The 11690-nt window shown below is 44.2% G+C and carries 9 protein-coding genes; 6 read left to right on the top strand and 3 right to left on the bottom strand.

All coding sequences use genetic code 11. The annotated features are described in order from the left end of the window. The first annotated feature begins 871 nt into the window (after positions 1–871). Together D081_RS10650 and D081_RS10645 are read left to right on the top strand one after the other, a co-directional pair. Complete coding sequence (locus D081_RS10650) at positions 872–1630, top strand: ParA family protein (protein WP_233127477.1); 759 nt, start codon at positions 872–874, stop codon at positions 1628–1630. A gap of 81 nt (positions 1631–1711) precedes the next feature. After that, a complete protein-coding gene (locus D081_RS10645) occupies positions 1712–2077 on the top strand; it encodes a ribbon-helix-helix domain-containing protein (protein WP_085024158.1) in 366 nt (121 codons plus the stop codon). A gap of 153 nt (positions 2078–2230) precedes the next feature. On the opposite strand, the gene D081_RS12730 is transcribed toward D081_RS10645, so the two are convergent. After that, positions 2231–2389, bottom strand: coding sequence for a hypothetical protein (locus D081_RS12730; protein WP_158087657.1), 159 nt, complete (start codon positions 2387–2389; stop codon positions 2231–2233). Positions 2390–2569: 180 nt separating this feature from the next. Between D081_RS12730 and D081_RS10640 the strand changes: the two genes are divergently transcribed. Then, a complete protein-coding gene (locus D081_RS10640; RefSeq protein WP_158087656.1) occupies positions 2570–4942 on the top strand; it encodes a hybrid sensor histidine kinase/response regulator in 2373 nt (790 codons plus the stop codon). 368 nt (positions 4943–5310) lie between these two features. On the opposite strand, the gene D081_RS10635 is transcribed toward D081_RS10640, so the two are convergent. Further along, entirely contained in the window at positions 5311–7287 is a 1977-nt protein-coding gene (locus D081_RS10635; RefSeq protein ID WP_158087655.1) for a transporter substrate-binding domain-containing protein, read from the bottom strand. Positions 7288–7692: 405 nt separating this feature from the next. On the opposite strand from D081_RS10635, the gene D081_RS10630 reads away from it, so the two are divergent. The 3 genes from D081_RS10630 to D081_RS10620 all read left to right on the top strand — a co-directional run bounded on the left by D081_RS10630 (position 7693) and on the right by D081_RS10620 (position 11170). Beyond that, positions 7693–10140 carry a PAS domain-containing protein gene (locus D081_RS10630; RefSeq protein WP_158087654.1) on the top strand — a complete coding sequence of 816 codons (2448 nt, stop codon included), beginning with the start codon at positions 7693–7695 and terminating at the stop codon, positions 10138–10140. Between the two features lie 12 nt (positions 10141–10152). Then, positions 10153–10842: a DNA alkylation repair protein gene (locus D081_RS10625; protein ID WP_085024154.1), complete on the top strand. Its 690-nt coding sequence runs from the start codon at positions 10153–10155 to the stop codon at positions 10840–10842. Positions 10843–10987: 145 nt separating this feature from the next. Further along, the gene (locus D081_RS10620; RefSeq protein WP_085024153.1) at positions 10988–11170 is read left to right on the top strand and encodes a hypothetical protein; all 183 of its coding nucleotides are present in this window, start codon (positions 10988–10990) and stop codon (positions 11168–11170) included. Positions 11171–11279: 109 nt separating this feature from the next. Here the strand turns inward: D081_RS10620 and D081_RS10615 are convergent, their stop codons facing one another. Next, positions 11280–11681 carry a hypothetical protein gene (locus D081_RS10615; RefSeq protein ID WP_085024152.1) on the bottom strand — a complete coding sequence of 134 codons (402 nt, stop codon included), beginning with the start codon at positions 11679–11681 and terminating at the stop codon, positions 11280–11282. Positions 11682–11690 lie beyond the last annotated feature (9 nt).

Genomic DNA, 11690 nt, shown 5'->3' with positions numbered 1-11690 from the left:
TCGATTTTATCTCACGAAGTTATGATACAATTCAGTATGCTATTGTTACAATAAGGTCATTTATACAGTTTTTTCCCTATTTTCTTCTATATTATATGATACAATCCGGTCATCTTTTCCGCATACTATCCTTCCAGGCGGCCATTATTGGCGGGATTAATGAAATTATGTTACAATATTTTTGCTGCCAGTAACGAAGAAAAGGGGATGAATCGGCATAAAAATAGATGACCTCAATGTATCATCCTTTTATTATTCGTCATCCCAAGGCAGCTTCAGCTGACCAAATTGTATCCTATAATAAGCTGAAACCATTGAAATTACTAAGTTTTCCACAGATACATGACCTTATTGTATAGTAACTTTGATAAATCATCATTGAAAATATCCATATATGATACAATTAGGTAAGCTAATACTACAATAAGGTTATCTATAGGATACAACTCCATCACCTATATGATACATTTCGGTATTGCTTCTGATACAATCCAGTCATCCAAATGATACATTTTGGTCGTATAAAATGGCTGAAGCCCTTGCTGCATAAGGCATTGCGTCCAGGTAAATACATTAAAAAACATATAAAAATACATATAAAGATATTAAACACACATTTTATCCACAAAAATCTTCGGATAGGGGAGTGGAGGAGAGGTGTGTGTTTTTATTTTATGATACTTTTTGGTCTTCCATTTATAAAGCAGGATACAATCACATCATATATTTTTATGGAAATAAATCCGGGAGGGGACTTGCATTATTTTTAAAAAAATACTAATATAACTGTATTATAGTAATATTAAAGTTATTAATTAACATTTATCTAACATTATTTAAATGTTTAATTACAACAAAATGAGGTGAATAAATGGAAATAATCGCGTTTTCAAATAAGAAGGGCGGTACAGGAAAAACCACATCAGCCATCAACTTCTGTGCTGCTTTAGGCCGCAAGGGCTATAAGGTTTTGGCAATAGATCTGGACCCGCAGGCCAATTTTACTTCCGACTCCGGTGGAGAGGCTATCGGTACTGTGGCCGGTACCTTTGATTTCATTTTGGGAGCTCCTTTGGAGGATGTGGTACAGCACAATGAATATTATGATTTCATGGGTGCTGATAAGCGCATTGAGAACCAGAGAAACAAGTTTGAGGAAAAGGGCTCCGACTTTTTGCTGAAAAAAGCCCTGGCCAAGGTGGAGGGCTATGATTATGTAGTATTGGATACAGCCCCTAGCATGTCCGGTATTGTATTCCTGGCTCTGGTGGCCTGCAACCGTGTTATTGGTGTATGTGATGCTGACCAGCGCAGTGTCACCGGCCTTGGTGATCTGTACTCAGCAATTCAGAGTGCAGCTGACTATAACCCAGGACTTAAAATTGACGGCATTCTCATTACCCGGGATGTACCGCGTACCCAGGCCAACAAATTTGCCGTGGATGTATTCCATCAGGCTGCTTCCCAGATAAACAGCATTGTATTTAATACCCATATTAAGGAACGTACTGTTTTCCATCAGTGTACCGCACTTCATACAAATGTATTCAATGTGGATGCACGCTCTGACGGTGCCAAGGATTACGAAGCCTTTACTGATGAAGTTATTGAATTGTTTAAAAAACAGTAATTTAGCAATAAAATAATAATAAAATAACATTAGTATAATGGTAAAATAACAGTTTGATAATAATATATAGGGGTGAAAATAATGGCAAAGAAATTAGACCTTAATAATACTGCAGCAGCTCTGGGAGATTTTACCGGGAGAGCCAAGCCTATGGTGCCGGTTCAGCAGGAGGAAGTAAAAGCAGAGCAGGGGAGTGTAACTGAAACTGCTGCTGTTGGTTCAGCCTCCCAGGAAAATGTTTCTGATACAAATTCCATGGAAGCTGTGGCTGCACCAAAAAGACGGGGACGTCCTACCAAGGCCATTAAAAAGGATTCCAGATTGTCCGTATATATGACCGAGGAATTGAAGGGCCGTCTGGAGGCTTTGGCAGACAAGAAGAATATGAGCATGAACACCATCATTACAGCTGCCCTTATGGATTACTGTGAAAGTAATGGTATGTAAGTGTTATGGTAATGCTTATATGATATTGTAATAAATATTAAATAAAATTATTATAAATGTGATATAACATTTATTTTATGTTAAAATAATATTTTATAAGTGCATATAAAAAGACTCATCTGCAAATCCAGATGAGTCTTTTAGTTTTTAATATTAGTATTTTCCACGATAAATATCTTCTTCTCCCCCGATTTCTTCCTCGTCATCAGGAAAATGGCGATCATCAATGTCAGGCTGCAGAGGGTCCGCGTCCTGCCAGCCTTCTTTTTCCGAACCGTCATACTCCTGCCACCACTTCTTAGGCCCATCCATACCGCTTCCCTCCTTTCAAAATATTTATCTTTACCCAATTATACCATTTTTCAAAATAAAATATCAGAAGTTTTGGAAAATTCTGATATATCTTTAAAAAGCAGGATTTTTTCATTAAATGTAAAATATAATCAATACCAGGATGTATGTTTAACGCCCCAGGGAATAGGAGGCGATATCATGGAAAAGGCCGGGTCATTACAAAAACAAGTAATGTTTTTTTTGATATTGATCCTGATATTACTGACATCAGTATTGAGCGTTGCAGCCTATGAGATTGTTGGTACGGAAAAGGACAAGGATATTGCCATTGAGATGAATACCTTGACCACCTACGAGGCTGAGAAGCTCAACAATGAATATATAAGGTTTGAGGATGCAGTAAACCACATGGTAGGAATCGCAGATGTTTATGTGGAAAGTCTGGAGGATATAAAGGATCCTGTCAAAAGAAATCAAATTGACAGTGTTATGGCACAGCTTTATGAAAGATTTTCTGCTACTACCAAAATGTGTCAAAGCTATTATTGTGTCTATAATCCAGACTTGGTGGGGAATGGTGTGGGCTTTTACTATTCCCGGAATGCTGCCGGAAACATGGAAAAACGGGATATGGAATCACTCAATGATTTTCTCTCAGTCAAGGATATGAAAAGAATTGACTGGTACCAGATACCCGTCCAGGAAAAGAAGGCCGTGTGGTTGCCTCCATACTACAGCATAAATACAAGGCGATATGTAATTTCCTATGTGGTTCCATATTATAAGGATGGGGAATTGGTTACAGTAATTGGCATGGATTTCAATTTTGAACCGATTTTGAACATCGTGGACAGAATTCATTTCAGTAAAAATGGCTATGCATATTTAAAGAGCCCTGATGGATTCATTCACTATCATGCCCATGACTTTATAGTGGGAAATGTACATGGAGATGAGCATCTGATAAATCCTGAAAATGCGGAATTACTGCACCAGGAAAATTCAGGAGAGGCTGTAATAAAATATACCTCAAATGGCAGGGAAAGGGTGCAGACCTTTGCCACCCTGCGGTGCGGCCTGCAGCTGGTGCTTTGTGATGATTATGACGAAATCTATATGGGACGCTATGAGCTGGTTACCCTGGACATAGTCGTAATCGTCATTTGCGGTATCATGATAATCCTGATCATGGTTTTCTACATGCGCCGGGTAACCAACCCAATAAGGAAATTGACCAAGGCTGTAGAACGCATCAAGGACGGTCATTACGATGTGGAGCTGCCGGAAAAGGCTCCGGGAGAGTTGGGGGTTCTTACCCAGGGTATAGGCATGGCGGCTGATGCCCTAAAGGAAAAACAGGCCTTAAACGCTTCCACTTTGGCTGCCCAGAACAGGAAGCTGGAAAAGGCAGTGGAGGAGGCCAAGGAGGCCAGCAGGGCCAAGAGTGATTTTCTGTCCCGCATGAGCCACGATATCAGAACCCCGATGAATGCCATAGTGGGCATGGGGCTGATAGCAGAATCCCACAAGAATGACCCGGAAAAGCTGTCGGAGTGCCTGAAAAAGATTGCCACCTCATCCAAATATCTCCTGAACCTTATCAATGAAGTGCTGGATATGAGCCGTATTGAAAGCGGGAATCTGGGCATAAACAAAAATGTGGTTAATGTGCCGGATCTTGTGGGAAGTGTGGTAGCCATGGTGGGCCCTCAGCTGGAGGCCCGCAGGCACAGTATGAATGTGGAAATTAATAATATTATCCATGAAACGGTGCTGAGTGATTCCCTGAGAATGCAGCAGGTCTTTGTTAATATTCTGAGTAATTCCATTAAATATACCCCGGATGGAGGCAATATAGGCCTGACTGTCAGCGAGGTTCCTGTATCGGACAGCAGAAGCCTGTATGTCTTTAAGTTCAAGGATAACGGCATTGGAATGTCCAAGGAATTCCAGGAGAAAATATTCCAGCCGTTTGCCCGGGAGCAGGATGACCACGAAACGGAAGTAAAGGGCACTGGCCTGGGTATGGCCATAACCAAGGCCATTATAGACCTTTTGGATGGAACGATTCACATTAACAGTGCCTTGAAAAAGGGTACGGAAATCACCATCGAGTTTGATCTGGAATTTGTGGAGGAAACGGCTTCCGACAATCAGAAGAAAATAGTTGATTTTTCAGATATCCGTCTGGATGGAAAACGTATTCTGCTGGTTGATGATATATCCCTGAATCTGGAGATTGCCGAAAATCTGCTGGAAATGACGGGCGCTGTCATGGAAAAGGCCACCAACGGCAAGGAAGCGGTGGATATGGTGCTGGAAAAGGGTGCCGGCTACTATGATTTGATTTTCATGGATGCCAGAATGCCAATTATGGATGGTTATGAGGCAACCCGCAGCATCAGGGCCCAGGGGACGGAATATGCCCTGAAGCTTCCTATTATTGCCATGAGTGCCGATGCCTTCTCGGAGGATATTGAAAACTTCAAGAAGTGCGGCATGAATGATTACGTGTCCAAGCCAATAGACCTGAAATCCCTGGCCCGGGTATTGCAGCAATATCTGCTGTAAATGTAAATTAACGATTTTTAAATATTAAACAAACAATAAAATAACATTATAAAAGCACTAATTAAACGATAAAATATCATCTAATTAGTGCTTTTTATGTGCCAAGCAATAATAGACAGAAAAAATGCCGCTAACACTTTAAGGGGAAGCGTTGGCGGCAATGGGTGAAATGCTCTGGGGAAGAACATTTCGAGAGAGGGGTTAATGGGGGATAATGTGAATCCATACATCCACCGAGAAACCACATTAGCAGTATAACATCATTTCTTGGGTGCATTATATAGTAAATAATAGTTTGTGTAAATAACTGTTAGCTTAAAATATTGTATACTTTATGAAACACATTATACTGTAAACCCCAAAACACCTTATCTGTTCTTCCGCCTGTCAATGCCGTTGCGCTTGTAGTAGGCCGCCTTATCCTTATACATTTCCTGGTCAGCACTGGACACCATATCATTAAGATTTAAGGCAGGGTAGTCACGGCTGGAGGATGAACCAATGGCCACGGACAGGGTCTTGACCAGCTTGCCGTTCCAGGCTTCAAAGGAATCCTTAAGCCGTTGGAGAATATTTGGCCAGTCCTCAACATTGTTGAAAAGTATGGCCATAAATTCGTCACCGCCTACACGATAGACATTTCCATAAGGTGCCAAAATCTTCGTCATGCATCCGGCGGCACCGGTGATAAGCTCATCACCGGCTTCATGGCCCAAGTTGTCATTGGCAGTCTTCAGTCCGTTCAGATCCATGGCCAAAACAATTACGTCACTGCCTGCCAGCTCATCGTTAAGGGTTTCCATGTCCTCATTGAAGCTGCGGCGGTTAAGGAGTCCCGTAAGGCCATCGTGATGGGCGATGTATTCCATCTTCTCACGATTCCTGTGAATCATGTAAATATAAGCCAGAAGACCGCTTACGATGGAAATGATGATACTGGTGACAATCATGAAGAAGATGAAGTTCTGCAAAATATAGTCCTTGAAGGTGATGGTGGTCATTTTGCTGGTATAGACATAGGTGGAGGTAAAGCCAAAATCAGAAGGCAGGGCGGTAATGCCCCGGTTAAGTATGGACAGAAGCTCGTTATTACCGCGTTTTACGGCAAAGCAGCGGCTGCTGTAATCCTTCATGGTGGCAGTTTTCAGCATGTTGTAGCTCGGATGGATAAGGAAGCCGTCCTTGCGGAACTGATTCAGGATACAGCCATCAACATCGCCATTTTTTACAGCGTCCAGCATGCCCCCGATTTTGTCATAATAAATAACCTCAACATCCGGGAAATGGTTGCGGATGTAAATATCAGCAATGGAATTGCCCCTTTTGGCAGCCATGCGGCGGAGCGTCAGCTGGGAAAAATCTCCCTTGTAGGCAAGATACATCGGGGTGGAAATAACCTCGGATGTAAGGAAAATATCACTTTGCTCTGCCCGGGCCACATCGTTGTTGACCGGGAAGGCAATATCAATGGAGCCGGCCTGAAGGGAGGCAATCAGAGATTCGTATGAGCTGTGGGAAACGAAGGAAAACTTGACATTATCCTTTATTTTCAGCTTTGCGGTGATTTCATTCAGCAGATCGGTTATAATACCCTGAACATGTCCATCTTCGCCAGTATCGGAAAATGGCAGGTAGTCATCAAGATAACCTACAACAATAGTGGGGTGATTATTGATCCAGGCCAGTTCATCCTCCTGTAGCTGGCCGCTGACGGCCAAATCGGAAAAATAGGCATTGGCCAGCTTTTTGGTGAAATAAGGGTCCGTGGAGGTCATCTTGCCGATGGCGGTGTTCAGCTCCTGAAGAAGGTCGGGGCGCTTATGGTTGATGACCAGATAGTATTCGGACTGTCCTATCTTGGCAATAGGCACCATGTTATCTTCCCGTCCTACGGCATTATCCGTATCCACAGTGGCATCGGTCCTGCGGGCATCAAAATCCTTGAGACGGCCTTCGGTGCCGCTGTAGGTGGTGACAACAATACCATGCTTTCCTTCGCTGTTCCATTCCCGCAGCATATCCTCCATAACGGTGTTGGTATTGACGCTGACAGTGCGGTCCCTTAAGCCGCCAATACCCTTGGAGGCCAGAGGGCTGTCTGAATAGACGTAAATATAGTAATTTTCAAGTCCCATAGGGTAATCCGGGAAAAGCACATTGGCCTCACGCTCCGGGGTTTTGGACACACCGGCCATAAGGTCAATTTCCCCCCGATAAAGCTTTTGAAGCATGGCGTCCCAGTCACCGTATACATAGACATAGTCCCAGTTGGTATAATAGGAAACCTTCTGGAGATAGTCATAGGCCAGGCCGGATTTTATGGCATGGTCCTTCATTCCCTCCATAAAATTCCTGCTTTCCACATATCCCACCCGGACAATTTTTGAATCGTGCAATCTGGTTATATTAACCGCATTGGCAGTGGGATGGGAGGATGACAGGATTAAAAGAAAGCAAAAAAAGACACCAGAAAACAAAGGAGACTGCCAAGTGAAGTCAGTTTTGATTTCATCATTCATCCCTCCCCCTGTCGAGGACTGTTTTCATGGATTCTTGAGCTTATTATATATTAATTATTAGTAAATTGTAAGTATTATCAGGAAATATTAAAATAAATTTTAACCCCGTGGGAAAGTTGAGGCCATAAGAGGATTTTTAATATACCGTGCAGAATAATACACTATTAGGAAATTTGCGCGAAAGCACATGGATTGTGGATTAATAAATAATTTATGCGAGGCGGTTTTGTTATGAAGGATGTTTCAAGCAATAAAATCAAGCTGCGCTCCGGTACCTGGTACGAGGAGCTGGATGATAATGCCCGCATGAAGAATATTGTCTTTTCAGATGAGATTAGGCAAATGCTGGGCTATGAAGATACTGATGAATATCCCGATAAATTGGAGTCATTGCTGGAGCTGATACACCCGGAGGACAAGGAGCGCACCCTGGCGGAGGCAATTGCGGCCTCTACAGGCCAGACAGAGGTTTTTGATACGGAATTTCGGGTAAAAAACAAGGATGGCGGGTACATGATGGTCAATGCCACCGGCAAGGTTATCCGTAACAAGGCGGGGAAGCCGGTTATCATGCACGGCTCCATTATTGACATCACTGAGCTGGTGGAAAACCGCATGCTTTTTGAGCAGGTTACCCAGCGGCTGGAGGCTACCCAAAAGCGGGAGAACGACCTAAGGTGGTTTGGTCCTGTGTCGGCCATTTATGAGACCGCCAAGTTCCGTCTGGAATACGACGAGAACGGCAAGCGCACGGCAGTAACCTGGAATGCAGCCTACAGAAAGCTTCTGGGCTATGAAACCGATGAGGAATTCCCGCAGAATTTGCAGACCTTTTATAATCATATAGTGGCAGAGGACCTGGAAAATGTGGGCCATGCCATGGATATGATGGAAGCCAGTGATGTGGATGATTCAGTCCATGATGTGGAATTTCGCATGTACAAGAAGGACCGCTCCATTGTATGGGTGCGGGCGGCAGCCCGGCGGATATTGGGCCCGGATGGCAAGGCCAAGCAGGCTATTGGTCTGCTGACGGATATTACCCCACAGAAAAATCTGGAGCTGCAAAAAACCATTTATGAGGTATTTTCCCAGGAATTCCTTACAGTGGGTATTATTGATATATTCCACAACCAGATATGGATTCTCCGGGATAAGATGATAAATGATACCTTTATCAAATCCTTTGAAAAGGGTGCCCACAATTATGACAATTTCCTCAAGGAGTATGTGAGCAAGCATGTGGCGGAGGAGGAGCGGGACCGGGTTTACCGTGCCAGCAGGATTTACCACATTGTGATGCAGCTTAAGGAAAAAGACGTATACCGCATAAGATACAAGCTGGTTGCGGAGGATGGGCGCATTCATCACATCCAGGGCAGTTATCTGTGGCTGGATAATGCCGGTGACAAGCGGAAGGTAATCTGTGGCTTCCGTGATATAACGGACCTTATCAGGGGCGAGCAGGAAAAGCAGGAAAAGCTGCGCAAGGCCCAGGAGGAGGCTGAGGCAGCCCGGTATGAGGCAGAAGCCGCCAGCCAGGCAAAGACCTCCTTCCTCTTTAATATGTCCCATGATATAAGGACTCCAATGAATGCCATTACGGGCTTCAGGGAGCTGCTGAGCCAGAATCAGGATAATCCGGAAAAGCGGCAATATTATCTGGATAAGATGGATGATGCCTGCAAGGTATTGATTTCTATTATAAATAACGTTTTGGAAATGGCCCGTATCGAGAAGGGTGTCCTGAAGCTGGACGAAACCCTTTGGAATACTGACCAGTTTAATGATGGCCTGTATTCGGTGCTGAAGCCGATGATGGACCAGAAGCATATTGTCTTTACCCAGGAAATGGTAGTGCAGCATCAGTACTTTTATTGTGATGCACCTAAGCTGCGGGATATTTTCCTCAATATCCTTTCCAATTCCTACAAGTACACCAACCCGGGTGGGGCGGTGCACATGAAGCTGGAGGAATATCCTCATGAAAAGCCGGGCTGGGCCTGGTATCGGAGCACCATCTCCGATACGGGTATCGGCATGAGCGAGGAATTTATTCCTCATATCTTCGAGTCCTTTACCCGGGAAAACAATACCACCTCCAACAAGATAGAGGGTACTGGCCTTGGTATGTCCATAGTGAAGCGGCTCACGGAGTTTTTGGGTGGCAAAATCACCGTAAAGAGCAAGAAGGGTGAAGGCACCACCTTTATTTTGGATATACCTCACAGACTGGGGCAGAAGCCTGAGGAAGGCTATGTCACTGAGGGGCATAAGGATGTTGATTACAGCATTTTCATCGGCAAGCGGGTGCTTTTGGCTGAGGATAATGAAATCAACGCCGAGATTGCCATTGAGATTTTGTCCTCCATGGGTATTACCGTGGAAAATGCCAAGGACGGCAAGGAATGTGTCAAGATGCTGGAGCTGGCCGAGGACAATTACTATGACCTGATTCTTATGGATGTTCAGATGCCAAATATGAATGGTTATGAGGCCACCAGGGCCATCAGGGCACTTCCGGACAAGACAAGGGCCAATATCCCTATTTTGGCCATGACGGCCAATGCATTTGAGGAAGACAAGAAGGAGGCCTTTAAATCAGGCATGAACGGCCATCTGGCCAAGCCAATCGATGTGCGGGAGCTCATGCGGGGCATGGCTAAGGTGCTGGATTAAAGGACGAGAGTAATGATAGTAGATGAAATAAGGGAAGAGCTGTTTAAGCTGCAGGATACAAAATATCGGGATTTTCAGGCAAAGCTGATTCCCAATATTGCTCCTGAATCAGTTATCGGGGTGCGGACCCCACAGCTGAGACAGCTGGCCAAAAACATACTGAAAAGAGAAGATGTGGGGGAATTCCTGGCAGAATTGCCCCACAAATATTTTGATGAAAACCAGCTCCACGGGTTTATCCTGTCCGGGATGAAGGACTTCGGGAGCTGCCTTGACGAGGTGAAGCGTTTTCTTCCTTATGTGGATAATTGGGCAACCTGCGACCAGATGTCCCCAAAGATTTTCAAGAAGCACAGGGCTGAGCTGCTGAAATCCATCAAAAAGTGGCTGGCATCGGACAGGACATATACGGTGCGGTTTGGGATAGGCATGCTGATGGAGCATTTTCTGGATGAGAATTTTGCCCCTGCGTATCCGGCCATGGTGGCCAAGGTTTCCTCGGAGGAATATTATGTGCGGATGATGGTGGCCTGGTACTTTGCCACGGCCCTGGCCAAGCAATATGAGGCTGTACTGCCATTTTTGCTTGAGAACCGGCTGGAGCCCTGGACCCACAATAAGACAATTCAAAAGGCTATAGAAAGTAACAGAATTCCCCCTGACACCAAGGCTTATCTGCGGGGGCTGAAGATAAAGGGCTAATACCCATTGGAGATTTTATTTTTAAAAATGATAACTGATTTTTAATAATAATATTTTAAGAAAATGTAATAACTCCTTTTCTTGTTCGTATATAAGTACAGAAAGCGAAAAGGGCAACAGTCCTATAAGGAAAGGAGAATGCGCTATGAAACAGTTTGAATTGAACGAAATGGAATTGGATATGGTATCAGGTGGCCGTCCACGGATTAGATTACATGGCCCACGCCGTAAGCCTTTCCAGCTTATAAGAGATATTATTGACGTGGTTAAAGACATTGTGACCCCTCCTAAGAAGGATACTCCGGCTCCGGATACGAATGCTGCCTGATTTTGGCATAGCAAAGCCCCCTGCAAACCTGCAGGGGGCTCTTTTGGTACTATTTTTATGCGTTCTTTTCAAATAATCGGCATCCACACCGATATTTTGTGCCTTTCAATCAGCCGGCACCGCCCTCCCAATGAGTGTTGGTATGGGATTTCCATGTGTACCTTCCATGATATTCAGGAATGTCCTCATTGTAGATAATGAAATCGTAGTGTACGATTTCGTAGGCAGGAACCTCCTCATCCAGATAATGGCGGATACCCTCGTCTGCCCACATCAGCTGGCCGTTGTCTGCTACAATGGAAAGATCCGTATCAAACCATTTAACATAGCCAGTGGTGTCACCATCATTGGTAAAATGCCCCTCAATGTAGGCCTCACCGGCCGAGTTCAGATGAACATGGTCCAAATGATAGCGGATGTGTGCCTTGGCCTCCGCCGAGGAAGAAAATGATGTCAGGCATAGAAGTGAAACAAAAACTGCCAACATCCCAGCGAATAAAAATTTTCTCATTGTGACCCT

The organism is Anaerovibrio sp. JC8, from assembly GCF_002100115.1.
GTDB lineage: Bacteria > Bacillota > Negativicutes > Selenomonadales > Selenomonadaceae > Anaerovibrio.
This window is presented reverse-complemented; position numbering and strand designations above follow the sequence as displayed.

Excerpts from the sequence above, each read along its gene's own strand:
- D081_RS10650 (WP_233127477.1), top strand. The coding sequence starts at position 872 with ATGGAAATAATCGCGTTTTCAAATAAGAAGGGCGGTACAGGAAAAACC.
- D081_RS10635 (WP_158087655.1), bottom strand. The coding sequence starts at position 7,287 with ATGGAGGGAATGAAGGACCATGCCATAAAATCCGGCCTGGCCTATGAC.
- D081_RS10640 (WP_158087656.1), top strand. The coding sequence starts at position 2,570 with ATGGAAAAGGCCGGGTCATTACAAAAACAAGTAATGTTTTTTTTGATA.
- D081_RS10630 (WP_158087654.1), top strand. The coding sequence starts at position 7,693 with ATGAAGGATGTTTCAAGCAATAAAATCAAGCTGCGCTCCGGTACCTGG.
- D081_RS10620 (WP_085024153.1), top strand. The coding sequence starts at position 10,988 with ATGAAACAGTTTGAATTGAACGAAATGGAATTGGATATGGTATCAGGT.
- D081_RS10615 (WP_085024152.1), bottom strand. The coding sequence starts at position 11,681 with ATGAGAAAATTTTTATTCGCTGGGATGTTGGCAGTTTTTGTTTCACTT.
- D081_RS10625 (WP_085024154.1), top strand. The coding sequence starts at position 10,153 with ATGATAGTAGATGAAATAAGGGAAGAGCTGTTTAAGCTGCAGGATACA.
- D081_RS12730 (WP_158087657.1), bottom strand. The coding sequence starts at position 2,389 with ATGGATGGGCCTAAGAAGTGGTGGCAGGAGTATGACGGTTCGGAAAAA.
- D081_RS10645 (WP_085024158.1), top strand. The coding sequence starts at position 1,712 with ATGGCAAAGAAATTAGACCTTAATAATACTGCAGCAGCTCTGGGAGAT.